Source organism: Dermacoccus sp. MPR-E5 (assembly GCF_058809565.1).
Window position 1 is genome coordinate 1 of record NZ_JBXASS010000010.1, and the last position, 25,479, is coordinate 25,479.

18 protein-coding genes and 1 pseudogene are annotated in these 25,479 nt (G+C 70.1%); 7 read left to right on the forward strand and 12 right to left on the reverse strand.

Annotation, left to right across the window (positions count from 1 at the left end; genetic code table 11):
• Window positions 1-291: 291 nt before the first annotated feature.
• Complete coding sequence (locus tag AC1RS9_RS09020; protein ID WP_074045504.1) at window positions 292-1,485, forward strand: adenosine deaminase; 1,194 nt, start codon at window positions 292-294, stop codon at window positions 1,483-1,485.
• A gap of 82 nt (window positions 1,486-1,567) precedes the next feature.
• On the opposite strand, the gene AC1RS9_RS09025 is transcribed toward AC1RS9_RS09020, so the two are convergent.
• The 3 genes from AC1RS9_RS09025 to AC1RS9_RS09035 all read right to left on the reverse strand — a co-directional run bounded on the left by AC1RS9_RS09025 (window position 1,568) and on the right by AC1RS9_RS09035 (window position 4,912).
• Window positions 1,568-2,188, reverse strand: a complete 621-nt coding sequence (locus AC1RS9_RS09025) for a uridine kinase family protein (RefSeq protein ID WP_038571323.1) — start codon at window positions 2,186-2,188, stop codon at window positions 1,568-1,570.
• A gap of 107 nt (window positions 2,189-2,295) precedes the next feature.
• Window positions 2,296-4,029, reverse strand: coding sequence for a phospho-sugar mutase (locus tag AC1RS9_RS09030; protein WP_074045505.1), 1,734 nt, complete (start codon window positions 4,027-4,029; stop codon window positions 2,296-2,298).
• A 46-nt stretch (window positions 4,030-4,075) separates the two neighbouring features.
• Window positions 4,076-4,912: a purine-nucleoside phosphorylase gene (locus AC1RS9_RS09035; RefSeq protein WP_006947398.1), complete on the reverse strand. Its 837-nt coding sequence runs from the start codon at window positions 4,910-4,912 to the stop codon at window positions 4,076-4,078.
• A gap of 175 nt (window positions 4,913-5,087) precedes the next feature.
• On the opposite strand from AC1RS9_RS09035, the gene AC1RS9_RS09040 reads away from it, so the two are divergent.
• Together AC1RS9_RS09040 and AC1RS9_RS09045 are read left to right on the forward strand one after the other, a co-directional pair.
• Window positions 5,088-6,494, forward strand: coding sequence for an NAD(P)H-quinone dehydrogenase (locus AC1RS9_RS09040; RefSeq protein ID WP_006947339.1), 1,407 nt, complete (start codon window positions 5,088-5,090; stop codon window positions 6,492-6,494).
• A gap of 16 nt (window positions 6,495-6,510) precedes the next feature.
• Window positions 6,511-7,152, forward strand: coding sequence for a TetR/AcrR family transcriptional regulator (locus tag AC1RS9_RS09045; RefSeq protein WP_006947400.1), 642 nt, complete (start codon window positions 6,511-6,513; stop codon window positions 7,150-7,152).
• A 130-nt stretch (window positions 7,153-7,282) separates the two neighbouring features.
• On the opposite strand, the gene AC1RS9_RS09050 is transcribed toward AC1RS9_RS09045, so the two are convergent.
• On the reverse strand, window positions 7,283-9,073 hold the full coding sequence (locus AC1RS9_RS09050) for an acetyl/propionyl/methylcrotonyl-CoA carboxylase subunit alpha (RefSeq protein ID WP_492921197.1): 1,791 nt from the start codon (window positions 9,071-9,073) through the stop codon (window positions 7,283-7,285).
• A 131-nt stretch (window positions 9,074-9,204) separates the two neighbouring features.
• On the opposite strand from AC1RS9_RS09050, the gene AC1RS9_RS09055 reads away from it, so the two are divergent.
• The gene (locus AC1RS9_RS09055) at window positions 9,205-10,062 is read left to right on the forward strand and encodes an aldo/keto reductase (protein WP_038569011.1); all 858 of its coding nucleotides are present in this window, start codon (window positions 9,205-9,207) and stop codon (window positions 10,060-10,062) included.
• Between the two features lie 192 nt (window positions 10,063-10,254).
• Window positions 10,255-11,430, forward strand: a complete 1,176-nt coding sequence (locus AC1RS9_RS09060) for a serine/threonine-protein kinase (protein WP_492921199.1) — start codon at window positions 10,255-10,257, stop codon at window positions 11,428-11,430.
• Between the two features lie 87 nt (window positions 11,431-11,517).
• On the opposite strand, the gene AC1RS9_RS09065 is transcribed toward AC1RS9_RS09060, so the two are convergent.
• The 6 genes and pseudogenes from AC1RS9_RS09065 to AC1RS9_RS09090 form a co-directional block, all read right to left on the reverse strand.
• A complete protein-coding gene (locus AC1RS9_RS09065; RefSeq protein WP_492921201.1) occupies window positions 11,518-12,813 on the reverse strand; it encodes a hypothetical protein in 1,296 nt (431 codons plus the stop codon).
• Between the two features lie 196 nt (window positions 12,814-13,009).
• Window positions 13,010-13,693 carry a Maf family protein gene (locus tag AC1RS9_RS09070; protein ID WP_492921203.1) on the reverse strand — a complete coding sequence of 228 codons (684 nt, stop codon included), beginning with the start codon at window positions 13,691-13,693 and terminating at the stop codon, window positions 13,010-13,012.
• Window positions 13,694-13,735: 42 nt separating this feature from the next.
• A complete protein-coding gene (locus AC1RS9_RS09075) occupies window positions 13,736-15,616 on the reverse strand; it encodes a Na+/H+ antiporter (RefSeq protein WP_492921205.1) in 1,881 nt (626 codons plus the stop codon).
• Between the two features lie 77 nt (window positions 15,617-15,693).
• Window positions 15,694-17,172: pseudogene (locus AC1RS9_RS09080) on the reverse strand (L-lactate permease); the annotation flags it as partial.
• A gap of 87 nt (window positions 17,173-17,259) precedes the next feature.
• Window positions 17,260-19,671, reverse strand: coding sequence for a GNAT family N-acetyltransferase (locus AC1RS9_RS09085; protein ID WP_492921207.1), 2,412 nt, complete (start codon window positions 19,669-19,671; stop codon window positions 17,260-17,262).
• Window positions 19,672-19,941: 270 nt separating this feature from the next.
• Window positions 19,942-21,630 carry a DUF885 domain-containing protein gene (locus AC1RS9_RS09090; protein ID WP_492921209.1) on the reverse strand — a complete coding sequence of 563 codons (1,689 nt, stop codon included), beginning with the start codon at window positions 21,628-21,630 and terminating at the stop codon, window positions 19,942-19,944.
• A gap of 50 nt (window positions 21,631-21,680) precedes the next feature.
• On the opposite strand from AC1RS9_RS09090, the gene AC1RS9_RS09095 reads away from it, so the two are divergent.
• Window positions 21,681-22,583, forward strand: coding sequence for an MOSC domain-containing protein (locus tag AC1RS9_RS09095; RefSeq protein WP_492921211.1), 903 nt, complete (start codon window positions 21,681-21,683; stop codon window positions 22,581-22,583).
• 69 nt (window positions 22,584-22,652) lie between these two features.
• Here AC1RS9_RS09095 and AC1RS9_RS09100 read toward each other — a convergent pair whose 3' ends face one another.
• Both AC1RS9_RS09100 and AC1RS9_RS09105 read right to left on the reverse strand, forming a co-directional pair.
• On the reverse strand, window positions 22,653-22,871 hold the full coding sequence (locus AC1RS9_RS09100) for an acyl-CoA carboxylase epsilon subunit (RefSeq protein WP_006947331.1): 219 nt from the start codon (window positions 22,869-22,871) through the stop codon (window positions 22,653-22,655).
• Entirely contained in the window at window positions 22,868-24,511 is a 1,644-nt protein-coding gene (locus AC1RS9_RS09105) for an acyl-CoA carboxylase subunit beta (protein ID WP_006947382.1), read from the reverse strand. Before AC1RS9_RS09105 ends, AC1RS9_RS09100 begins: the two co-directional genes overlap by 4 nt.
• 23 nt (window positions 24,512-24,534) lie before the next feature.
• Between AC1RS9_RS09105 and AC1RS9_RS09110 the strand changes: the two genes are divergently transcribed.
• Window positions 24,535-25,461 carry a biotin--[acetyl-CoA-carboxylase] ligase gene (locus AC1RS9_RS09110; RefSeq protein ID WP_006947377.1) on the forward strand — a complete coding sequence of 309 codons (927 nt, stop codon included), beginning with the start codon at window positions 24,535-24,537 and terminating at the stop codon, window positions 25,459-25,461.
• The last annotated feature ends 18 nt before the right edge of the window (window positions 25,462-25,479 follow it).

Genomic DNA, 25,479 nt, shown 5'->3' on the forward strand with positions numbered 1-25,479 from the left:
GCGGTCTTCTCTTCCGCAGTCCATCTGCGCATACCCACCTCCTGAGTGACTCACACCCAGGCTGACAGTCAGGGCACATCCGCGATTCCTGCCCACCCTTGCGAATCTCGTCCCCATCTCCGATTTTCAGTCACTCTTGCGAGAGTGACCGAAAACCGAAGATGGGGACGAGATGTGCGAATGGGGACGGAAATCGCGAAGGTGGACGCCGTTCGCAGAGGTGGACGAAAATCGCGAATGTGGACAAGAATCGCAGATGGGGACGGGGCAGGTGAGCCCTACACTTGGGCCATGACTGACACCTCTGCGACGACACACAGCTTGGACGAAACGGCGGCGCGGGCACTCACACGGGACGTCGTCGCGGCGCTGCCGAAGGTCGTGCTGCACGATCACCTCGACGGTGGGGTTCGTCCGGCGACCGTCCTCGAACTCGCGCGCAAGACCGGCTACGACGCGCTGCCGGCCGACGACGCCGAGACACTCGCGCGCTGGTTCCGTGACAGCGCCGACTCGGGTTCGCTCGTGCGTTACCTCGAGACGTTCGAGCACACCGTCGGCGTCATGCAGACCCGCGACGCCATCGTCCGCGTCGCCGCCGAGTGCGCCGAGGATCACGCGGCGGACGGCGTCGTCTACGCCGAGGTCCGCTTCGCGCCGGAGCTGCACATCGAGAGGGGTCTGGCCCTCACCGAGGTCGTCGACGCTGTGCTCGAAGGCTTCCGACGCGGTGCCGAACGCGCCGCCGAGCAGGGCAGGCCCATCGTCATGCGCGCCCTGCTGACGGCGATGCGCCACGCGGCGAAGAGCGTCGAGATCGCCGAACTCGCTGTCGCCTACCGCGACCAGGGCGTCGCCGGTTTCGACATCGCCGGCGCCGAGGCCGGTTTCCCTCCCACACGCCACCTCGACGCGTTCGAGTACCTGCGCCGCGAGAACGCGCACTTCACGATCCACGCCGGTGAGGCATTCGGGCTGCCGAGCATCTGGGAGGCCATCCAGTACTGCGGCGCCGAACGGCTCGGGCACGGCGTGCGCATCACCGACGACATCACGATCGACGGCGTCGCCTACCCCGAACTCGACGAGCCGGCTCGCGCTGCGCTGCCTGAGCGTGTTCGGGCGGGGGAGGCCGACGTCCGCCTCGGGCGCCTGGCCGCCTTCGTCCGCGATCGGCGCATCGCGCTCGAGGTGTGCCCGATCTCGAACCTGCAGACGGGTGCGGCGTTGTCGCTGCGCAGCCACCCCATCTCGTTCCTGCTGGCACTCGGTTTCCGCGTCGCGCTCAGCACCGACAACCGCCTCATGAGCGACACGTCGATGACGAAGGAGATGACCGGGCTCGTCAGCGAGGCAGGCTGGGGTCTCGACGACCTCGAGAAGGTCACCGTCAACGCGATGAAGTCGGCGTTCATCCCGTTCGACGAGCGCCTCGCGATCATCATGGACGTCATCAAACCCGGGTTCGCCGCGGCCCGCGCCTGACGTGCCTGACCTGGTCGGTGACCCACGCTGCTGCGTTCGGTGGCCGAGCACGTGCACCCTGAGCGCCGCCCAGGTGCGCCCGTCAGATCGCTGACGACTGCAGCGCCGCAGCGCGGCGCACGGCCTCGGAGAACGTGACGGGTTGGGCGCCGCGCGCCAGGTGCGCTCTGACGAGTTCGGGTTCGTCCCGCCACAGCCGCGCCCCACGCCGCACGAGGACGAGCGGGGGCTTGCGGCGCTCGGCCACGTCGCGGATGAACCGCCGGGCCGCAGTCACCGTCCGGTTGCGACGCAGGCACCACGCCTCGCCGAGCACACCGCGCTCGGCGAGCGGGGCGATGACGTCGGGCGCGAAGATGCCCTCGGCGACGACGAACCGGGCTCCGTCGAGCGTGACGGAGTGCGTGCCCGTCGCACGACTCTGCGAGATCGAGTACTGCGGCACGTCGGTGGCACCGGTGCGGCACAACCGCTCCAGCGACTGCGCAGCGGCCTCGACGTTCCACGTGCCAGCGTTGTCCCAGTCGATCTCGCCCGAGGCGAACCGCGGCAGATCGGGCGCGTCGTGATCGCGGTAGAAGTCGTCGAGATTGACGAACGGCCACCCGTGGCTCGCGCACAACTGGCGAGCCAGCCGCGACTTGCCGCTGCCCGACGGCCCCGACACGACGATGACGCGGGCGAGCGCTCCCCGCGCGCCCACGACAGGCCCGTCTGCGTCAGCCGGAGCCGGCGGGTGAGTCGTCGAAACCTTCTCGGGGGCAACGTCGCTCGTCGGAAGGGCCCCTTCGGCGGCGCTCTCGTGAGACGTCACAGTGCGGTGAGCTCCTCCATCGCACGCCGCGTCGCGGCGAGACGGCGGGCCGCCTCCGCACGCGCCGCGGCCAGGGCGTCGTCCACGCCGGGCGCCAGGTCGTCCACGGGCACGATCGCCTCGAGGTAGACCTTGACCTTCGGCTCGGTTCCGCTCGGGCGCACGATGACGCGGGTGCCGTCGGCGAGCAGGTAGCGCAGGCCGTCGGTCGGCGGCAGGCCGCCGTCACCGAGGGCGAGGTCGTGGAACTGCGCGACGACGACGTCTCCGATCTGCGTCGCAGGTCGTTCGCGCAGGGCCGCCATGATGGCGGGGATCTGCGCCAGCTCGGCGACGCGGATGCTGAACGAGTCGCTCGCGTACACGCCGTGGCGGCGGGCGAGGTCGTCGAGCAGGTCGACGAGGGTGCGGCCCTCGGCCTTCAACCCGGCCGCCAGTTCCGCGACGGCGAGGCCCGCGGAGATGCCGTCCTTGTCGCGCGCGACGGACGGCGCGGTGCAGTACCCGAGCGCCTCCTCGTAGCCGTAGGCAATGTCGGGCACCCGGGCGATCCACTTGAACCCGGTCAGCGTCTCGACGTGCGCGACGCCCGCATCGGCCGCCATCGCGCCGAGCTGGCGCGAGCTGACGATGCTGTTGGCGAGCACGGGCGCGCCCCCGTCGACGCCGTGCAGCGCGCCGGTCGCAGCGAGGTCGAGTGCACGCTGCCCGAGCAGCACCCCCACCTCGTCACCGCGCAGCATGCGCCACCCCTGGGGGTCCTCAGCCGACGCGCACCTCGGGTCGGGCGCGGCGACGGCGCAGCGGTCGGCGTCCGGGTCGGAGGCGATGACGATGTCGGGCCGCACCTCGCGCGCGAGGTCGAGCGCCGCGTCGATCGCGCCGGGCTCTTCTGGATTCGGGAAGCTGACGGTGGGGAAGCGCGGGTCGGGCTGTTCCTGCGACGCGACGGGCGTCGGGCGCGCGAAACCGGCCTGCTCGAACGCCGCGAGCAGCGTCGTCGACCCGACGCCATGCAGCGCCGTGTGGACGACGGCGACCTCGCGCGGTCCGCCCGGGGTGATCGAGGCGACACAGGCGTCGCGGTAATCGGCCTCGAGGTCGTCGCCGAGGGTCTCCCAGCCGTCCTCGGCGCGCTCGATCGACGCCGCGGACGGGAACGTGTCGATCGCCGCGGCTATTTCGGCGTCGGCGGGCGGGACGACCTGGCTGCCGTCGCCGAGGTAGACCTTGTAGCCGTTGTCCTGCGGCGGGTTGTGGCTCGCCGTCACCATGACGCCCGCATCAGCCCCGACGTACCGGATCGCGAACGCGAGCACCGGCGTCGCCAGCGGACGCGGCAGGACGAGCGCCCGCCCACCCGCAGCGGTGACGACGGCCGCGGTGTCGGCGGCGAACACGTCACTGTTCGTGCGCGCGTCGTACCCGATGACGACCGTGACGTCCCGCTTGCCGAGCGAGGTCTGCAGGTAGCGCGTGAGCCCCGCCGCAGCACGAAGGACGACGACGCGGTTCATGCGGTTGGGCCCTGCTCCGAGCGCGCCGCGCAGGCCCGCGGTACCGAAGGCGAGCAGTCCGCGGAATCGATCGGCCAGATCATCGAGCGCCGCAGCGTCGCCGGATTCGGCTGCCGCCACGACGGATTCGAGTTCTGCGCGTGTCACCTCGTCGGGGTCGTCGGCGATCCAGGCACGTGCCTGGTCGAGCAGGTGGGCCGTGTCGGTCGTCATCGTCGTTCCTCGCTCGCGTCGGTGATCGATTCGGTGGTCGGCGCCGTCACAGCGCCCGGACGATGCCCGACAGCAACTGCCCACACCGCTCGGCCGCTGCCCGCCCGGCTTCGATGACCTCGGCGTGGTCGAGCGGAGTGGGGCTGATACCCGCCGCCGGGTTCGTGACGAGGGAGATGCCGAGCACCTCGAGGCCCGCGTGACGCGCCGCGATGGCCTCGAGGGCCGTCGACATGCCGACGAGGTCGGCGCCGAGCGTCTTCGCCATGCGCACCTCGGCGGGCGTCTCGTAGTGCGGCCCGGTGAACTGCGCGTAGACGCCCTCGTCGAGCGAGGAGTCGATCGAACGCGCCACGTCGCGCAGGCGCGGTGAGTACAGGTCGGTGAGGTCGACGAACGTCGCGCCCTCGAGCGGCGAGGTGGCCGTCAGGTTGATGTGATCGCTCATGAGCACGGGCGTGCCCGGGCCCCACTCCGGGCGCAGGCCGCCGCACCCGTTCGTCAGCACCACGGTGTCGCACCCGGCCGCCGCGGCGGTACGCACGCCGTGGACGACGGCGCGCACCCCCTTGCCCTCGTAGAAGTGCGTGCGCGTGCCGTAGACGAGGGCGCGCTTGCCACTGCCCTCGATCTCGATCGAGCGCATCTGCCCGCTGTGACCAGCGACGGCCGCCGCGCCGAACCCGGGCACGTCGGTGTTGTCGATCGTCGCCTTGACCTCGCCGATGAGGTCGGCGGTCTGGCCCCAGCCGGAGCCGAGGACGAGCGCCACGTCGTGCTTCTCGACGCCCGTGCGTTCGGCGATGACGCGCGCGGCGTCACGCGCGATCTCGAAGGGATCGACGCTCGGATCGGACAGGGGCGAAGTGGTCTGCTGAGTCACCCCTTCAGGGTACGTGGCGAGGCCGACAACCGGTGCCGACCGCGCGAACGTCCCTGTTGCCGATGCGCCCGCCGACGCACCTGCAGGCGCACCTACCGCCGTGCCCTGCTCGCGCCACATGCATCGACGTGCCCGCGATTCGAAGTCTCTTGACGTCAAGTGATTGGATAGGGGGGTGAGCTCACGGAAGAAGTCTGTCGTCGTCATCGGTGGTGGCCCGGGCGGTTATGAATCCGCGCTCGTCGCCGCCCAGCTCGGTGCGCAGGTCACGGTCATCGACCGTGACGGCCTCGGTGGTGCCGCGGTGCTCACCGACTGCGTCCCCTCCAAGACCCTGATCGCCACCTCCGACTTCCTCTCGCGCTTCGAGGCGGCCGGCCGCCTCGGCGTCGGCTTCGAGGGCAACGAGGAGAACCAGCACGCGCACGCCAACCTGGGCCAGGTCAACGAGCGCATCCTGCGCCTGGCGAAGGCGCAGTCCGTCGACATCCAGGCTCAGCTCGAGAGTGTCGGCGTGCGCATCCGGCGCGGCACCGGCCGCGTCAAGGGCCACGGGTGGGTCGAGGCCGAGCTCACGAACGGCGAGACCGAGGACATCCGCGCCGACGTCATCCTCCTCGCGATGGGCACGACCCCGCGCGTCATGGACACCGCGAAGCCCGACGGCGAGCGCATCCTGACGTGGAAGGACATCTACAACCTCACCGAGGTCCCCGAGAAGCTCATCGTCGTCGGTTCTGGTGTCACCGGTGCCGAACTCGCGCACGCCTACCTCGGCCTCGGCGCCGACGTCACGCTCGTCAGCTCGCGTGACCGCGTGCTGCCCGGCCAGGACGCCGACGCGGCCACGGTCATCGAGAACGTCTTCCGCCGCCGCGGCATGACGGTCCTCAACCGCAGCCGCGCCATGGCCGCAACGCGTGAAGGCGACACCGTCGTCGTGACGCTCGAGGACGGACGCAAGGTCGAAGGCACGCACGCGATCCTCGCCGTGGGTTCGATCCCGCAGACGAAGGGCATCGGCCTCGAGGCCGCGGGCGTCGACCTCACCGACTCGGGCCACATCGTCACCGACCGCGTCTCGCGCACGAGCGCGCAGGGCATCTATGCCGCCGGCGACTGCACGGGCGTATACCCGCTCGCGTCCGTCGCAGCGATGCAGGGGCGCGTCGCCATGCACCATGCCCTCGGCGACGCGGTGCAGCCGCTCAACCTGCGCGGCGTCACGGCCAACATCTTCACCGACCCCGAGATCGCGACGGTCGGCTACAGCCAGGCCGACGTCGAGGAGGGCAAGATCGAGGCGCGCGTCGTCACGCTGCCGCTTTCGACGAACCCGCGCGCCAAGATGCGCAACATCACCGACGGCTTCGTCAAGCTGTTCGCCCGCCCGGGATCGAACACGATCATCGGCGGCGTCGTCGTCGCGCCGCAGGCCTCGGAGCTGATCTACCCGATCGGCATGGCCGTCGCGAACCGCCTGACGGTCGACCAGGTCGCCAACACGTTCTCGGTGTACCCGTCGATGACGGGTTCGATCGCCGAGGCCGCACGTCGTCTGCACAGCAGCGACGTCTTCTGATCCCTCGCCGCACGCGATGACGAGGACGAGCGCGCCCAGCGATGCCGCCTGCGAGAACCCACGCCCGGCGGCGCTGCTCGACGCAGCGACGAGCGTCCTCGCGACGAGTGGGCTGCGTGGGCTGACGCACCGGGCGGTCGATCGTCAGGCGGGTTTTCCCGAGGGCACGTGCTCGGTCAGCTTCCGCACGCGCGCCGCGCTGCTCGCCGGCCTGACGACGCACGTCGGCTCCCGCGTGGCCGTGCAGGTCCGCGCGCTGGGCGAGCAGATCCCGTCCGGCACCGACGACCCGCTCGCCACCGCACCGTTCGCGACGGCCCTGCTCGAACGCTGGGTGACGCAGGACGACGGCGCGTTGATGGTCGCGATCCTCGAACTGTCCCTCGAGTCGCTGCGCACGCCCGAGCTCGCGCCGGCCGTGGGGGAGTGGCGCAGCGAGCTCGTCAGCATCGTCGAGACGATCGTGTGCCGCACCTCGGAGACCGGCGCGCGCTCCGATTCGCGTCTGCGCGCCGAGACGGCCGTCGCGAGCATCGAGGGCATCGTCCTGTCGGCGCTCGCGCAGCCTGCGGAGCGTCGCGGCCCGTACATCGACAAGACGCTGCGCATGGTGCTGCTCGGCACCGCGTCGCCAGAGGACGCGCGCCCCACGCACTGAGCTACGGGCGCACTGAGCTACGGGGCATCGAGCCAACCAGCGTTTCGCGTCCATCGTGAGACGTAGGAACCCGTGAGACGCAGGCGCCCCGGCACGCTCGGCGTGCCGGGGCGTTCGAACGTCGGAGCCGTCAGGCGTCGACGTCCTTGATCTGCGCGAGGACCGTGCCGGCCGTCACCGTCTCGCCGACGGTCGCGGCGAGGCCGCTGACGACGCCCGCCTTGTGCGCGGTGATCGGCTGCTCCATCTTCATCGCCTCGATGACGACGATCGTGTCGCCGGCTTCGACCGTGGTGCCGTCCTCTATGGCCACCTTGACGACGGTGCCCTGCATCGGCGCGGTGAGCGATTCGCCGCTCGCCGCGGCGCCGCCGCCCCCCTTGCGTGCGGCGCGACGCGGGCCGGCCGAGGGGCCCTTGCCCGCTCCGGAACTCACGGCGAGGTCGCCCGGTAGCGACACCTCGAGGCGCTTGCCGCCGACCTCGACGACGACGCTCTGACGTGCGGCCTGCTCGGCGGCGGCCTCGGGCGTGCCGTCGTACGGCGAGATCTGGTTGTCGAACTCCGTCTCGATCCAGCGCGTGTGCACGCTGAACGGCGCGTTGGGGGCGTCGGTGAACTCGGGCGCGAACGCCGGATCCTCGACGACGACGCGGTGGAACGGCAGCACCGTCGGCATGCCCTCGATGACGGTCTCGTCCACCGCGCGGCGCGAGCGCTCGAGTGCTTCCTTGCGGGTGCGGCCTGTCACGATGATCTTCGCGAGCATCGAGTCGAACGCGCCACCGATGACGTCGCCGGAGACGACACCCGAATCGACGCGCACACCCGGCCCGCTCGGCGCCTCGAACTTCTCGACGGTGCCCGGCGCCGGCAGGAAGTTTCGGCCTGCGTCCTCGCCGTTGAGGCGGAACTCGATCGAGTGTGCGTGCGGCGTCGGGTCGTCATAGCCGAGCTCCTCGCCGCGGGCGATGCGGAACTGCTCGCGCACGAGGTCGATACCCGTCACCTCCTCGGAGACGGGGTGCTCGACCTGCAGGCGCGTGTTGACCTCGAGGAAGCTGATGACGCCGTCGGTGCCGATGAGGTACTCGCAGGTGCCCGCACCCGAGTAACCCGCCTCGCGCAGGATCGCCTTAGACGCCCGAAGCAGCTCGGCGTGCTGCGCGTCACTGACGAACGGCGCCGGTGCCTCCTCCACGAGCTTCTGGTTGCGGCGCTGCAGCGAGCAGTCACGCGTCGAGACGACGACGACGTTGCCGTAGTTGTCGGCGAGGCACTGCGTCTCGACGTGGCGCGGGTTGTCGAGGAAGCGCTCGACGAAGCACTCGCCGCGCCCGAACGCCGTGACGGCCTCACGCACCGCCGACTCGTACAGCGACGGGATCTCCTCGATCGTTCGCGCGACCTTGAGGCCGCGTCCGCCACCGCCGTAGGCGGCCTTGATGGCAACGGGCAGGCCGTGCTCCTTCGCGAACGCGACGACCTCGTCCGCGTCGTCGACCGGATCCTTCGTACCGGGCACGAGGGGAGCGCCGGCCTTCGTCGCGATGTGACGCGCCTTGACCTTGTCGCCGAGCGAGTCGATGGCGGCGGGCGACGGCCCGATCCACGTCAGGCCCGCATCGAGGACGGACTGCGCGAACTCGGCGTTCTCCGCGAGGAAACCGTACCCGGGGTGGACGGCGTCAGCGCCGGAACGCTTCGCGACGTCGAGGATCTTGGCGACGACGAGATAGGAATCGCCTGGCGTCGAGCCGCCGAGAGAGTAGGCCTCATCGGCGACGCGCACGTGCAGAGCGTCACGGTCGGGTTCGGCGTAGACGGCCACGGAGGCGATGCCGTCGTCCTTCGCCGCGCGCGCAATACGGACTGCGATCTCGCCACGGTTGGCGATCAGGACCTTGGTGACAGAACTCATGTCCGTGACCTTATCGCCGCGGGGGGTGACCGGCGAGAATACCCGGCGGTAGGTTCCTCAGGCGCCGGGACCGACGTCATCCGAGCGCTCAACGCCGGAATACGAGAGCGCGCGGCGTGGTTGCCGCTGACATGGCTGAGAACACGAACGTCCCCACCGTGACCCTCCAGGCCGGCTCGGCGAGCATCGAGATGCCGCAGTTGGGCTTCGGTGTCTGGCAGGTCGAGAACGACGGCGCATCCGCCGCCGTGCAGGAAGCCCTGAAGGTCGGCTACCGCAGCATCGACACCGCCCGCATCTACGACAACGAAGAAGGCGTCGGGCAGGGCATCGCCGCCTCCGACGTGCCGCGCAGCGACATCTTCCTCACGACGAAGGTCTGGAACGACGACCAGGGGGCCGACTCGACGAAGAAGGCCTTTGACGCGTCCATCGAACGCCTCGGCGGCGAATCGATCCTGCCGCTCGACCTCTACCTCATCCACTGGCCCACGCCAGAGAAGGACACCTACGTCGACACCTTCAAGGCGATGCTCGAACTGCGCGACGCCGGCAAGATCCGCGCCGTCGGCGTCTGCAACTTCGAACCCGAGCACCTGCAGCGCCTCAAGGACGAGACCGGCGAGTTCCCCGCCATCAACCAGGTCGAACTGCACCCCAAGTTCCAGCAGAAGGCCGTCCGCGACTTCTGCGCCGACAACGGCATCGTCGTCGAAGCATGGAGCCCCCTCGGCCAGGGCGGCGACATCCTCACCAACCCCGTGCTCGAAGGAATCGCCGAACGCGTCGGCAAGACCGTCGCGCAGGTCATCATCCGCTGGCACCTGCAGATCGGCAACGTCGTCATCCCCAAGTCCGTGACGCCCGCCCGCATCGCCGAGAACTTCGACGTCCTCGACTTCGAACTCACCGAAGACGACCTCCACGCCATCAGCGACCTCGACGACAAGGACGGCCGCATCGGCTCGCACCCGAACGACCTGAATTGATCGATGATGTGACGAAGCCCCCCGCGAGCAAGCTCGCGGGGGGCTTCGTCACATCGTCGATAAAGTGTTTTCTGCCGCCTCTTCCGGCCAGGCCCTGGCGGGCCTGTCTCGGCGCGACACGGGTTCGTTCGTGGTTGTGGTCACGTAAGCTGAGACCACATTCGAGCAGGCCGCGGGGAGGCAGACGAACCCATGGGTGAGATGTTCGCTGGACGCTACGAACTCATCGACCAGATCGGTGAGGGCGGCATGGGGTCCGTGTGGCGCGTCAACGACCACAAGTCGCGCCGCCTCGTCGCAGCGAAACTGTTGCGCCAGTCCGACGCCGGATCGCTGCTGCGCTTCATGCGCGAACAAGGCATGCGCATCGAGCACAACCACGTCGTCACCCCCCTCGGCTGGGCCGGCGAGGATGGCCGCGTCATCTTCACGATGCCCCTCATCGACGGTGGCTCGCTCAGCGAACTCATCAAGGAGAACGGCGCCCTGCCCTACCCTCTGGTCGCCGAACTCATGCGCCAGATCCTCGACGGACTCGACGCCTGCCACAGCGCCGGCATCGTGCACCGCGACATCAAACCCGCCAACATCCTGCTCGAAGCGACCGGCATGGGCCGCCCCTCGGCGTGGATCACCGACTTCGGCATCGCCGTCAGCGTCGACGCGCCCCGCCTGACGAGCAACGAGATGGTGCTCGGGACGCCCGGCTACATGTCGCCCGAGCAGGCCAAGGGCCACGACCCCGACCCGCGTCAGGACCTGTACTCCGCCGGAATGATGGGCCTGCACATGCTGACCGGCATCAAACCCGGAGCGAGCATCCGTGTCCGCAAGGACGACGTGCCCCCGCGCCCCGAGGGTATCCCCGACTCGCTGTGGAACCTGCTCGTCGCCCTCGCCGATCCCGTCGCCGACCGGCGGCCCGCCAACGCGCGCGACGCCCTCAGCTGGCTCATGCTCCCGGAGAACGCCTGGCAGGAATGGGCGGCCCGCCCGATCCCCGACCGCCTGCCCGAGATGACGACGTCAGGGGAGTTCGTCCGCCTCGAGGCAGGTGCGGCCGCCCGCGCCCTCGACGGGTTCACGGACTCCTCCGCGGCGCCCGCCACGGTCATCGACGGCGCAGCGGTGCACCGTCGCCCCACCGTCAAGGCGTGGATCGCGGCTCCGGCCGCTCTGGCGGCGGCCATCGCGGCAGCGTTCGCGCTCTGGCAGCCGTGGGGCGCGGGCGACGGCGCGTACGACCCGCAGCTCGCCAACACCGGCGGCGTCTGCGCCTACGCCGACGCCGGCACGACCGCCCAGACGACGAGCGGCAAGACCCTCACCTGCACCGAGAAGGACGGCTCGTACTCCTGGCAGGGCTGACGACGGCCGGCAGGACGCGGGCCGGCAAGACGTCGGCCTGCAGCGACAGGCGACGGCTCGAGTGCGTCTGACGGCGTCCGACGAGCGTCAGTGCTTCTCGCGGCGTCGCAGCACGTACCCGAGCCCGACGACCGCGCCGATGCCGAGGACGAGTGCGCAGCCCCACAGCAGCGGGTTGGCCGACGACTTGCCGACGCCGCTGACGTTGCCCGGCTCGGGCTGCTGCACCGCCATCGACGGGCCCGCGTTCGGCGTCCCCGTGACGCGCACGGACAGGACACTGTCGAACTCCGAGGAATCCTGCAGCTTCGGTGTCGACGACGACGGCGTCACGTCGAGCACCACGTAGTACCAGCCCGGGTCGCTGTGCCACTGCAGTGCGTCCGAGCCGCTCGAGTCGACGTTCGCGTTGCCGTAGTCGATCGGCGCAGTGTAGACGCCGAGATCCTTCGAGCCCGAATCCGACGACGACTCGAACAGGTAACCCGACGACGTCCCGGCGCCCGACAGCGTCGCGGAGACGAGGGAGGGGTTGAACATCTGCATCGACAGGTTGAGATCCTGCGACGGGTTGTACGTCGTGCCGTTCTTCGGCGCCTGCCAGCCGAACGACATGCGCTGACCCCACGACAGATGCACGCGGAAGAACATGCGCCGGCCGATGGGCGTCTTCACCGTGTACCCGCCGGGATGCAGGATCGTGGCGTTGGCGAAACCGTCACCGGCCGTCGCCGTCGTGGACGCCTCGAGCGCCTGCGTCGTCATGTCGGGCACCTCGCCCGCAGGCACCTTCACGGTGCCGTTGACGCGGGGCGTGCGCTTCACGGCGATCTGCACGGGCATGGGCGTGGCGTTGTCGCCGTCGATGGTGCGCTTGATCTCGAGCCGATACGACGTCGCGGCCAGGCAGGCGTCAGCGCCCGAACCGAGCGATGACGACGTGCGCGCCGTCTTGGCCTCGTCGACGTTGACGTGCGTCGCGAGCAACCCGGGCGTGCCGCTGCTCGTCAGCGAATCCGAGTCGGAACCGCATGTCGTGGCGCCGTCCACCGTCGTCAGCGTGAGCTGCAGGCCCTGCGAGCCGGAGTCGACGGACCACGCGTTGTCCTTCCAGCTCGCCGAGCCGTTGATGCTGACGCTGAGACGCTCGCCCTCGCCGCGCTTGACCTCGACGTACCGTGACGTCGCGTCGACGGGCAGCGTCGAGGAGTACAGCCCCGGCGCCAGCGGCGTGCCCTGGCCGGAGGCGAGGGACAACTCGACCGCGTGGCCGCCGGGAACGAATGTGTTCGTCGCGGGGTCCTCGCCGTACGCCGGTGCTGCCGCGAAGGCGGCCGCGCACGTCAGTGCCGTCAGCGATGCCGCGACGCGCGAGTTGCCCATCGTGTTCCTCCCCATGAGTTCGTGCGCTGACAGTGTCTCAGGTGATCAGGCGCACGGGGGGCGTAAGCGGCCTTTCGATGCGTCGCCCTGCGCCGGACGCGGTGCGACCAGCTCTCGCCATCAGGGGTTGACGACAGGGCGGCGGATCAGGGTTTCCCCACGCGCCCGTGCGGTGGTCCCTGCTGACCGAGCCAGGTCAGGCTGCCATGTTCCACAGCTCGTGCCACTCGACGCCGACCTCGGCGAGCATCTCGCGCAGCAGCGGCAGACCGAGACCGACAACGGTGTGTGGGTCGCCCTCGATGCGTTCGACGTAGGCGCCCGCGAGGCCGTCGATCGTGAACGCGCCCGCCACCCACAGCGGTTCGCCGGTGGCGACGTAGGCGTCGATCTCCGCGTCGTCGAGGTCGGCGAAGTGGACGATCGTCGACGAGACGGCACCGAACGTCGCGCCGGTGCCCTCGACGCGGTCGTCGACGATCCAGTGACCGGTGTGCAGGGTGCCGCTGCGCCCCCGCATCGCCTGCCAGCGCGCGCGGGCGTCGGCGGTGTCCGCGGGCTTGCCGAGGATCGCACCGTCGAACTCGAGCACCGAGTCGCACCCCAGGATGATGCCGCCGTCCTCGATGAACGCGTCGGGCGTCTCGGCCGGAACCTCGTCCTGCGCGAGGACCGACGCGACGGCCTCGCACTTCGCGTTCGCGAGCAGCAGCGCCACGTCCTCGGCGGCGAGTTCGTCCGGCCCGTCGTGCTGCGCGCGGGCGGCGACGACGGCAGCGTCCTCGTCGACGTCGGAGACGAGGACGAACGGTTCGATGCCGGCGCTGCGCAAGGTCGCGAGGCGGGCGGGGGACTTCGAGGCGAGCACGAGGACGGTCATGGGCTCAAGAATATCGGCGCGGCGAGGCGGGCCGGACGCCCGTCAGCCCGGCAGGTTGTCGACGAAGCACCAGCGCCATTCCTCGCCCGCCTCGAACGAGCGCATGACGGGGTGACCGGTCGCGCGGAAGTGCTTCGTCGCGTGTTGGCCGGCGGAGGAGTCGCAGCAGCCGACGTACCCGCACTCGGTGCACATGCGCAGGTGCAGCCACGTCCGACCCTCTTCCAGGCAGCCCTGGCAGCCGTCGTGCGACTGGGGTGAGGCGTAGTCGCGCGCGGCCTTCTCCAGGTGTTCGCAGCCGCCCTGACGAACCTCCGGCGTGAGCAGCGGGCCTGCATCGCGCAGCCCGGCGTCGCGCTCCTCGGCGGTGACGATCATCGACTCCTCGATGTCGAGCTGCATCATGATGCTGTCGATGACCTCGTGGTCGACGCGGCCCTCGTTACGCATCTCGAGTGCCTTGTCGCGTTCGGCGTTGATCATCTTCTGACGCAGGATGCGGTACTGCTGCGTCGGGCCCATCGTGTCGTTGTTGCCGAGCAGTTCCCACTGCAGGTTCGCGCGGCGCATGCCCTGCTTCTGCAGCGACTTGATGATTGCCTCGGGGGTGTCCGCCAGTTCCGGGTCGTCGGCGAGGGCCTTGCGCATCGCCGCCTCACCGGCATCGACGGAGGCCTGCATGACCTGGGCGCGCGCGAGGGCGTCCTCACGCGGGTCGGGCGCGTTTAGCTTCATGAGGTTGGCGACGCGGCCGAGGGTGAAGCCCTGGATGACGAGCGTGCCGATCGTCACGACGAGCGCGATGAAGACGAGCGACTCGCGGTGCGGCGTCTCGGGCGGCAGCAGGAACACGGCGGCGAGCGTCACCACTCCGCGCATGCCCGCCCAGCCTGCGACGGCGCCCTCGCGCAGGCCGAGGGGACGCGAATCCCAGCGCGAGACCTTGCCGAGCCAGGCCGCCGCGATGATGAACATCGGCCGCACGAGCATGACGGTGACGAGGACGGCGACCGCGTACAGGCTGGTGCGTTCGAGGCCGAGGTCCGACGTTTGGACCTGGTCGATGATCATCGACACCTGCAGGCCGATGAGCAGGAACACCATGTTCTCGAGCAGGAACTGGATCGAGTTCCAGTTCATCCGCGATGCGACCCGCGCCTGCGCCGTGTTGTAGTGCGGCGCCTTGAAGCCGAGCAGCACGCCGGTGACGACGACGGCGATGACACCAGACGCCTTGATCGCCTCCGCCGGGAGGTAGGCGACCCACGGCGTGATGATGCTGATCGCGACGCTCGTCACGGCGTCGCGGATGTGCTTCTGCACGAACTCCACGACGTAGAACGCGATGACACCGATGACGATGCCGCCGAGCGCCGCGATGACGAAGGCGAGGCCGGCCCTGCTCGCCGAGAACGACCCCGTCAGCGCGCTCACGGCGGTGCCGACGGTGACGAGGGCCGTCGCGTCGTTGAAGAGCGACTCGCCCTCGAGGACGGCGACGAGACGTCGCGGCAACCCGATGCGGCGGGCGACGGCGGTCGCGGCGACGGCGTCCGGGGGAGCGACGACACCGCCGAGCGCCATCGCGGCGGCGAACCCGACGGGCATGAGCCACCACGAGACGAGCCCGACGGCGAACGCCGTCACGAGGACGAGCAGGATCGACAGCTGGACGATCTGGAACACGTCGCGCTTGAGATCGATGATCGAGGTGCGGATCGCCGTCGCGTACAGCAGTGGCGGCAGGAACCCGAGCAGGATCACTTCGGAGTCGACGTGGACCTCGGGGACCTGCGGCAGGTACGACGCCACCGCGCCGATGGCGACGAGCAGCAGCGGCGCGGACAGGCCGACGCGGCGCGCGAGGACGGAGACACTGATCGTCGTCGCGACGAGCAGGAAGATGGGAAGAGCGATGTGCACGTCGACATTGTCGCGGATGGCGAGCGGATCCGCCGAATACGTCCGGCCGTCATGCGGGGCTCAGAGGGTGAGGTGACTCAGGGCAGCATCCACGACAGGGCGTGCGCCTGCAGGTAGACGAGCGTGCACAGCACGAGCAGCATGCCGAGCGACCACAGCACGACGGCGCGGAAGATCTTCGACTCCTTGCCCTGCAGGCCGACGGCTGTCGCGGCGATGGCCAGCGACTGTGGCGAGATCATCTTGCCGACGACTCCACCGGAGGTGTTGGCCGCCGTCATGAGGTGCGGGTCGAGCCCGGCCTTCTCCGCGGCCGTCTGCTGCAGCGTCGAGAACAGGGCGTTCGCCGAGGTGTCCGAGCCGGTGACGGCGGTGCCGACCCAGCCGAGCACGGGCGACAGGAACGCGAACCACGCGCCCAGCCCGGCGACGAACGTGCCGATCGCGATGGTCTGACCGGAGAAGTTCATGACGTAGGCGAGCGCGAGCACCGACGCGATCGTCAGCGCCGAGAAGCGCATCGTGTAGAAGCAACGCCCGATCTCCTTGAACGCCTCACCCAGCGTGAGCGGGAAGCGGCCGCCGCCGTCACGCAGGGAGTAGACGATCGCGACGATGAGCCCGGTGAGGAACAGCAGCGTGCCCGGGCTCGACAGCCACTGCAGCGTGTAGACGGTCGAGGAGATCGACTTGCCCTTGGCGTTGACGAGCTCACCGTTGAGGCCCGGCCAGGGAATCTTGACGTCGGTGGCGCTGAGCTTCGCAGGGATGTCGACGCCCAGCTTCCACAGCTTCGCGATGCCGAACACGACGACGACGAGCAGGTAGGGGAGCACGGCCATCCAGATGCGGGAGGCGCTGAGCGCCTCGGCGGGAACGGGCGGTTCGATGTCGAGGCTGCGACGCACGTCGTCGGCGCCCTTGGGCTTCCAGAAGCGCAGCAGGACGATGGCGGCCGCGAGCCCGACGAGCGAGGCGACGACGTCCGTCAACTCGTACGAGAAGTACGTCGAACACCACCACTGCGCGATCGCGAACGCGCCACCGGTGACGAGCGCCGCGGGCCACGCCTGGACGAGCCCGCGCTTGCCGTCGATGATCATCATGAGGAAGAAGGGAACGGCTATCGCGAAGAACGGTGCCTGGTGGCCGACGACGGCACCGATGTGCGCGGGGTCGAGGCCCGTCAGGTTGCCGGCGGTCGTGATCGGGATGGCGACGGCGCCGAAGGCCACCGGCGCCGTGTTCGCGATGAGGCACACGACGGCCGTCTTGAGCGGCTTGAGCCCGAGGGCGAGCACCATCGTCGCCGTGATGGCGACCGGTGCGCCGAACCCGGCGAGGGCCTCGAGAAGGCCGCCGAAGCAGAACGCGATGAGCATGGCCTGGATACGGATGTCGCCGCGGCCGATCGCGTCGAAGATCGAGCGCAGGTCGTTGAAGCGGCCCGAGATGACGGTGACCCGGTAGAACCACAGCGCCATGACGACGATCCACACGATCGGCACGAGTCCGTAGACGGCGCCCTGTGTCGCCGACAGCAGGGCGAGGCCGGCGCGAGCATGACGAAGCCCGGCATCAGTGAGGACCGATGCCGGGCTCGGCCGGGCGGCGAGTGGGTGAGCGACAGGCAGCGTGCGCCGTCAGCCCCCGATGATGCGGGGCGCGCCGCGGTAGGCGCGCACGTGGTTCCACGCCGCGATCTGCGCGTACGCCTTGTGCTTCGGGTTCCGCTCCCCGTCGTACTTGAGCGGGTCGGCCCAGCGTCCGCGCTTGACGAGCGCCGCGGCGGCGTCGCGCTCTGCGCCCTTCGGCAGCAGACGCGCGATGGTCTGCGGCGGCAGGACTGTGTAGACGAGGTCGTCGGACGGCGCCGGCGCGGTGACGGGGGAGTTCTCGGCGAGGTCGCTGACGAGCTGCTCGGCGACGTTCGCCCCCGAACCGGTGGCGTAGTAGCAATTGCGTCCGTAGCGCGGGTTGACCTCGAAGAACTTGACGGAACCGTCACGCGGGTCGCGGATGGCGTCGAGGTTGGCGAAGCCGTGATAGTCGGCCGTCTCGAGGATGCGGCGCGAGGCTTCGACGACGTCGGGCATGTCCTGCACGACCTGGACGTCGGGGATGCCGAGGTAGGCCGGGCGCGGATCCTGCAGGAGCACCCGCGACGTGCGCGCCAGCGTGATCTCGCCGTTCTTCGCGCGGTACATCGTGACCGACAGGATCTCGTCGCCGGGGATGAGATCCTGCGCGAGCATCTCGCCGGTGAAGCCCGCGTCGACGAGGCGGGTGATGAGCGCGTCGAGCTCGTCGCGCGAGTCGACCTCGTACAGCTTCTTCTTGCCGGGCATCGACAAGGCGTTGTGCAGTGCCGAATCGGCGGGCTTGACGATGACCGGGTAGGGGAAGGTGACGTCGTCGGCGCTCGGGCGCCCGGTGGCGAAGTCGAGGACGACGGTGCCCGGCGTCGCGACGCCCGCCTCGGCGCAGACGGCGTTGAAGTGGTTCTTGTCGGAGATGCGCTCGAGCATCGCGGGGCTCTCGTGCGGCACGACGACGTTGGTGCCGAGCGTGTCGCGCTTCGCCGACAACGACTGCACGTAGCCGTCGTTGTTCGTCAGCGGAATGATCGTCAGATCGGGGTTCTCAGCGGCGATACGGCGGATCTCGGTGAGGACGAGGTCGTGGTCGTTGATCGCGGCGAACCCGAGTTCTCGCGTGTCGTGGAACAGCGTCGAGTCGGCCGTCGCGCCCGTCGTGAACGGCACGACGAGGACGCTCGTCAGGCCGTAGCGCTCGTGGAACGCGCGCGCCAGGGCGTAGCCGGAAAGGGTGAAGTCGAGCACGACCGGCAGCACCGCGGGAGTGCCGCCCTGACCCGGCGTCGCACCGCGTGCGGGGCCGGCGACCTTCGCGGCGAGGGCGGCGGCGGCGCACGAGGCGGTGCGCATCGTCTGCGACGGCAGGCTGCGAACGGTGCTCAGACCCTTGCTGCGGGCGTCACGCACGAGCGCCTTGGCCTTCGTCGACGCACGGTACGCGGAGAGCACCTGCGGGCGCACGACGAGATCCCACGGGCCCGGGACGTCACGCGCGCCGTCCTTGCCGAACTTGAGCTTGAAACCGTCGAGCGAGCTGAGCGCGGGCGCGCGGTCGCTGCCGAGACCCATGAAGTCGAACGTCGACGCGCCGCGGCTCTTCACCGCGAGCATGCACTCCCAGACCATGCGGTTGGCAGCGAAGCTCTTGCGGGCGGCCGCGCTCGTCGCGGCGTAGAAGTAGCGCGCCTCGCCGTCGTAGATGGTGACGAGCGCCCACGCGACGACGGCGCCGCCCGCAGAGGTGTCTCGCACCGTGTAGAGGCGGCAGATTTCGGCGCCGAGCTGAGAGAGCATGTTGAAGTAGAACTGTGCGGGACGCAGGTCGAAGTGGCCGCGTTCGGCGGTCTCGGTGAAGACGGGGAAGACCTGCTCGGCGAAGTCCTGTTCGCTGATGCCCGTCTCGTCGGTGAAGACCAGGGCATCGTTCTTGAGCCCGTACCGCAGATCACGGCGGCCGTTCTTCGACATCGACGCCATCAGCTCGTCCTCGCTGAGCGAGAGGTCGAGCACGAGCGTACGGTCGTAGAAGACCTCGATGAGCGGCTCGGTGAGGTCGGGCGCCGCGTGCGTGGCGTGCAGGCGGACGAGTGCCGCCTTGGGGTGCTCGGCCTTGACGTACGCGGCCAGGGCGTCGCGCAGGGCGCGCTCCTCAGCGGCGCTGGGCGCGGCGTGCGTCAGCCAGATCGGGGCGAACTTGCCCCACAGCTGCACCAGCGCGCGGCCGGCGAACTCCGTCAGGCTCAGTGCGGCGACGTGAGCGCCCGCGGCGTCGTGGACGAGCAGGTAGCGCCAGTGACGGCGGCCCGGCAGCGAATCGTCGTAGCGCGCCCACTCGGGCGACTGCTCGACGGGCACGCGCGCGCCCGCGTCGTGGATCGTCCGGACGAACTCGTCAGCACCGACGGCGACGATCGAGTAGGGCGAGGTCGTGGCGAGGCTCGACTGGGTGGGCGACATGGTGGCGTAGCGCTCCGAACGTTGGGGACATCGGCTTGACGCCAGCCTACCGGCGCCCCCGCTTCCACCCCGTCAGGCACGCATGGGCCCGCCCCATCTGCGATTCCCGTCCTCATCTGCGATTTTCGTCCACATTCGCTCAGAGGCGCGAAGGTGGACGCGGTTCGCCGATGGGGGCGGGAATCGCACAGGTGGACAGGAATCGCATAGACGGGCGCGGTTCGCCGATGGGGACGCGAATGGCGAATGTGGATAGCAATCGCAGGTGGGTCAGGGGGCGAGGATGGCGTCGCGCAGGACATCGAGGCCGACGCCGCCGATGTCGAGGGCGCGACGGTGGAAGGCCTTGAGGTCGAAGGCTGCGCCCTCGCGACGACGCGTCTCCTCGCGCAGCGACAGCCACAGGCGCTCGCCGATCGAGTACGACGGCGCCTGCCCCGGCCAGCCGAGGTAGCGGTCGAGCTCGAAGCGCAGGAAGCCCTCGGCCATGTCGGCGTGCGCCGACAGGAATGCCCACGCCTTGTCGTACGTCCAGGCGCCCCCACCAACCTCGGCGGGAGCGTCGAAACCGCAGTGCACGCCGATGTCGACGACGACGCGCGCGGCGCGCAGCGACTGCCCGTCGAGCATGCCGAGACGGGTGGCGTCGTCCGTGTGGAAGCCGAGCTCGTCCATGAGGCGCTCGGCATACAGCGCCCAGCCCTCCGCGTGCCCGGACGTCCACGACCCCATGCGGCGCCACCGGTTGAGCAGGCCCGAGCGGTACATCGTCTGCCCGATCTGCAGGTGATGGCCGGGGACGCCCTCGTGGTAGACGGTCGTCAGTTCGCGCCACGTGCCGAACCGTTCGACGCCCTTCGGCACCGCCCACCACATGCGTCCCGGGCGCGAGAAATCCTCACTCGGACCGGTGTAGTAGATGCCGCCCGACGACGTGGGCGCGATCATGCACTCGATGCGACGCACCGGGTCGGGGATGTCGAAGTGCGTGTCCGCCAGAGCGCTGACAGCGGCGTCGGCGCTCGCCTGCATCCAGGCGCGCAGCGCGTCGGTGCCGTGCAGGGCGTACGCGTCGTCGGCGTCGAGCGCGGCCATCGCGCCCTTGACGCCGGCGCCGGGCGCGATGCGTTCGGCGAGGCGCGACATCTCGTCGGTGATGCGCGCGAGTTCGTCCTGACCCCAGCGGTAGGTCTCCTCGAGGTCGACTCGCGCGCCGAGGAACTCGCGGCTGTGCAGCGCGTACCGCTCACGCCCCACCCCGTCGTGCTCGGGCGCGCGCGGCAGCAGTTCGTCGCGCAGCCGCGCCCCTGCGTCGGCGTAGGCCCGCGCGGCGAGCGCGGCAGCCTCGCGCACCTCGTCCTGCACCGCGCTGGCATCGCCACCACCCTCGACGGCGGCGCGCTCGGCGAGCGAGAGGAAGTACCCGTCGCGTCCGCCGTGCTCGGCGCACTGCTCGCTGCAGAGTTCGATCTGGCGCTGCGCCGCGACGATGCCCTGCGACGCGGCGTGATCGAGCGACGCGAACCACCCGTTGAGCGCCTCGGGGACGGCGCGCAGCCGGTGCGCGATCGTCTCCCAGTCCTCGTCGCTGTCGGTCGGCATGAGGTCGAAGGTGTCGCGCATCATCTGCAGCGGCGACGCGATGACGTTGAGGTCGGCGAGGTCGTAGCCGGCGTCGTGGATCTCCTCGGCGAGCTCGAGGCGCTCCTGCAGCGCGGCGAGCGTCACGGCGTCCACGTCGTCCTGCGCCGACGCGGTGCGCAGCGCCGACAACGTCGAGCGACGCAGATCGGACGCGGCCGCGTAGCCGTCGGGGGAGAAGTCGTCGAGCAGATGATCCTGGCCCGGGATGCCGAGCGCCGTTGCCTCGATCGGGGACAGCGCGACGGACGCGTCGAGGTAGCCGTCCGCGATCTCGTCGAGACGGGTCGTGGCGCGGGGCTCGCTCGAGGTGCTCATGTACCGATCCAACGCGACGCACGACACAGCGCGCAAGTACATTGACGCCCATGACGACGCCGCCGATGAATCCACCTCACCCCGATCCTGACGCCCGGCCCGCTGCGGCGGGTGCGGGGAAGGCAGCGGTAGCGGGGCAGAGGGCGTCGGCCGAGGGCTCGGAGGAGCAGGCGAAATCGACCGCGACGACGGTCGCGTCACCGACATCCGGCTCGGCGGAGCCCGCGAGTTCCACCGCGGCGTCCACGGACTTGGCTCCCACCTCAGCGGCGCAGGCCGACGCCACGTCACCCACCGCAGGTGGAGAGCTCGTCGTCGTCGGTGTCCAGATCGGCCGACCAGAGGTGTGGGATGCGAAGAAGCACCTCACGGGGATGCGCAAGCGACCCGTCGCGAGCATCGGCGTCGCCGACCCCGGCCCGCGCGAGGCGGGTGGGCGCAGCGGCGTCAGCGGTGACCACGTCGGTGATCTCAAGCATCACGGGGGCAGCGAGCAGGCGGTGTACGTCGTCGCGCGTGAGGAGCTCGACCACTGGGGCGCCGAGCTGGGGCGTTCGATTCCCGACGGGGCCTTCGGCGAGAACGTCACGACGCGGGGCGTCCGCGTCGACGACGCCGTCATCGGCACCCGCTGGCGCATGGGCACCGCGCTGCTCGAGGTGACCGGCCCCCGCGTTCCCTGCCGAACCTTCGCCTGGGCGATCGACGAGCCGCGCTGGGTCAAGCGCTTCACCGACCACGGACGGCCCGGCGCGTACACCCGCGTCGTCGAGCCCGGGACGATCACGGCGGGCGACATGGTCGACGTCGTCGACGTGCCCGAGCACGGCGTCACCGTCGTCGACGTGTTCCGCGCCTACACCGGCGGTGCCCGCGCGATCATCGAACGCGTCGTCGCGGCCGGCGTGATGGCGCCGCGCTACCAGGCCAAGCTCGAAGCCAAGCTGCGCTGAGCATCATCGCCCGCAATCGCGTCACCTCTGACGCGATTCCGGGCAACGATCATCCGCCGAAGGCGAGCCTCAGCGCGGCAGGCGCGATTCGGCCCAACTGCGCGGACGGGCGTGGCGGACGTGCGCGGGGCGTCCCCACATGGAACGCACCGGGGCGGATGATTCAGTGCCCGACGCCGCAGCCGCTCGCGCCAGGACGACAGCAGTGACGGCGGCGATCTCCTCGTCGGTCGGCGCGCCGCTGACGAACCGGATCGTCGGGCGCGGGCTCTCGGTTGCCTCGCTCACAGCGGGATGTTTCCGTGCTTCTTGGGCGGCAGGTCCTCGCGCTTGTGACGCAGCGCCCGCAGCGCCTTGACGACCTGGACGCGCGTCTCGTGCGGCGGGATGACCGCGTCGACGTAGCCGCGGTCGGCTGAGATGTACGGGTTGGCGAGCGTGTCCTCGTACTCGGCGATGAGCTGCGCGCGACGCTTCTCGACGTCCTCGGCGCTGCCGTTCTCGGCGACCGCCGTCAGCTCCTTGCGGTACACGATGTTGGCCGCGCCCTGCGCACCCATGACGGCGATCTGCGCCGTCGGCCACGCGAGGTTGACGTCGGCGCCGAGGTGCTTGGACCCCATGACGTCGTACGCACCGCCGTACGCCTTGCGCGTGATGACGGTGACGAGCGGCACCGTCGCCTCCGCGTAGGCGTAGAGCAGCTTCGCGCCACGGCGGATGATGCCGCCCCACTCCTGGTCGGTACCGGGCAGGAAGCCGGGCACGTCGACGAGCGTGAGGATCGGGATGTTGAACGAGTCACAGAAGCGGATGAAACGCGCCGCCTTCTCGCTCGCGTTGATGTCGAGCGTGCCGGCGAGCTGAGCCGGCTGGTTTGCGACGATGCCGACGCTGTGCCCCTCGACGCGCGCGAGCCCGCAGATGATGTTGGGTGCGAACAGCGGCTGCACCTCGAGGAAGTCGGGGCCGGAGCCCGCATCGTCAGGATCCGCGGGGTCGACGACGGCGGCGATGACGTCGTTCATGTCGTAGGCGAGGTTCGCCGAATCGGGCACGAGCGTGTCGAGCGCGCGGTCGGCGTCGGTGATCTCGAGGTCGGCGGTGACCTCGAACGAGGGCCCCGGGTCCATGTTGTTGCTCGGCAGGTAGCCGAGCATCGCCTTGACGTACTCGATCGCGTCGTCCTCGTCGCTCGCCATGTAGTGCGAGACGCCGGAGCGCGAGTTGTGCGTGTGCGCGCCGCCGAGCTCCTCGAAGCCGACGTCCTCACCCGTCACCGTCTTGATGACGTCAGGGCCGGTGATGAACATGTGCGACGTCTGATCGACCATGACGGTGAAGTCGGTGATCGCGGGGGAGTAGACGGCGCCACCGGCGCAGGGGCCCATGACGAGCGAGATCTGCGGGATGACACCGCTCGCGTGCACGTTGCGACGGAAGATCTCGGCGTAGAGACCGAGCGCGACGACGCCCTCCTGGATGCGCGCGCCGCCCGAGTCGTTGATGCCGATGACGGGTGCGCCGAGCTTCATCGCGAGATCCATGACCTTGCAGATCTTCTCGCCGAAGACCTCACCGAGGGAGCCGCCGAAGACCGTGAAGTCCTGACTGAACACGCAGACCGTGCGCCCGTCGACCGTGCCGTAGCCGGTGACGACGCCGTCACCGTAGGGGCGGTTCTTGTCCTGCCCGAACTGCGTCGAGCGGTGACGCGCCAGGGCGTCGAGTTCGACGAACGAGCCCTCGTCGAGCAGCCGTTCGACGCGCTCACGAGCCGTCAGCTTGCCCTTGGCGTGCTGCTTCTCCACCGCGCGGGCCGAACCGGCGTGCACCGCCTCCTCCGTGCGGTTCGCCAGATCCTTCAACCTTCCGGCCGTGGTGTGCAGATCGAGGGAGGTGTCCGGGGGCACGTCGTCGAGCGTCATGGGCGACAGCCTAACCTTGTCACGTGACCTCGAACACGAACTCGTCAGTAGCCTTTTCGCCAGGGATGGCGCGGGATCTGCGTGCCGACGGGTGGGCTCGCGTCGACCTGTTCGACGAGGTCGATTCGACGAATGTGGTCGCCCTCGACACCGCCGAGCGCTGGCACCTCGTGGCCGCCCATCGCCAGCGCGCCGGGCGCGGACGCCTCGATCGGGCCTGGGTGACGCCCACGGGCGCCGCCGTCACCGTCTCGATGACGCTGCCGCTGCCACGGGACGCGGCGACGTGGGGTTGGGTGCCGTTGTTCGTCGGTGACGCCGTGCGCGCCGCCCTCGCGCAGCTGGCCGACGAGCGCGGGGCGGACGTCGAGTTCGTCACGAAGTGGCCCAACGACGTCCTGGTGTGGGATGACGACGGCGTCGAGAGCGGCGCCGACGCCGACGCCGGCCCGGGCACCGGCGGGGCGAGCGGCGACTGGCGCAAGGTCGCCGGCGTCCTGTGTCAGGTGGCGTCGGGCAACCTCGTCGTCGCGGGCGTCGGGGTGAACGTGGCTCAGCAGCGCGGCGAGTTGCCCGTCGACACGGCGACGTCGACGTCACTCGTCGGGTTGGACGCCGCGCGTGACGAGGTGCTCGCGGCCGTCGCTGCGCACGTCGCCCGTGCCGCGCGTGCCTGGTGCGAACCCGTGGCGCTCGCGGCCGCCCGCGAGAGCGTGCGTCGACACTGTCGCACGATCGGCAGCCTCGTCGACGTGCACACCCCCGACGGCAAGGTGGCGCGGCGGCGAGGCGTCGGCATCGACGACGGCGGGCGGCTCGTGACGACCGTTCCCGGTGCGCGTCCAGGCTCAGCGCCTACGATGGCGTACTCGGTGGCGGACGTCGTGCATGCCCGCCTGGGCGGCCGCGCGGAGGCCGGCGAGCCACACGGGCGGAACGCCGACGAGTGATCGGTACGAGGCAGAAGG

What these genes read in the sequence shown, in the direction of transcription:
- AC1RS9_RS09065 (WP_492921201.1), bottom strand. Translation starts at nt 12,813, where the DNA reads ATGGGCAACTCGCGCGTCGCGGCATCGCTGACGGCACTGACGTGCGCG.
- AC1RS9_RS09055 (WP_038569011.1), top strand. Translation starts at nt 9,205, where the DNA reads ATGGCTGAGAACACGAACGTCCCCACCGTGACCCTCCAGGCCGGCTCG.
- AC1RS9_RS09060 (WP_492921199.1), top strand. Translation starts at nt 10,255, where the DNA reads ATGGGTGAGATGTTCGCTGGACGCTACGAACTCATCGACCAGATCGGT.
- AC1RS9_RS09050 (WP_492921197.1), bottom strand. Translation starts at nt 9,073, where the DNA reads ATGAGTTCTGTCACCAAGGTCCTGATCGCCAACCGTGGCGAGATCGCA.
- AC1RS9_RS09085 (WP_492921207.1), bottom strand. Translation starts at nt 19,671, where the DNA reads ATGTCGCCCACCCAGTCGAGCCTCGCCACGACCTCGCCCTACTCGATC.
- AC1RS9_RS09090 (WP_492921209.1), bottom strand. Translation starts at nt 21,630, where the DNA reads ATGAGCACCTCGAGCGAGCCCCGCGCCACGACCCGTCTCGACGAGATC.
- AC1RS9_RS09045 (WP_006947400.1), top strand. Translation starts at nt 6,511, where the DNA reads ATGACGAGGACGAGCGCGCCCAGCGATGCCGCCTGCGAGAACCCACGC.
- AC1RS9_RS09105 (WP_006947382.1), bottom strand. Translation starts at nt 24,511, where the DNA reads ATGACGCTCGACGACGTGCCCCCGGACACCTCCCTCGATCTGCACACC.
- AC1RS9_RS09020 (WP_074045504.1), top strand. Translation starts at nt 292, where the DNA reads ATGACTGACACCTCTGCGACGACACACAGCTTGGACGAAACGGCGGCG.
- AC1RS9_RS09070 (WP_492921203.1), bottom strand. Translation starts at nt 13,693, where the DNA reads ATGACCGTCCTCGTGCTCGCCTCGAAGTCCCCCGCCCGCCTCGCGACC.
- AC1RS9_RS09095 (WP_492921211.1), top strand. Translation starts at nt 21,681, where the DNA reads ATGACGACGCCGCCGATGAATCCACCTCACCCCGATCCTGACGCCCGG.
- AC1RS9_RS09030 (WP_074045505.1), bottom strand. Translation starts at nt 4,029, where the DNA reads ATGACGACCGACACGGCCCACCTGCTCGACCAGGCACGTGCCTGGATC.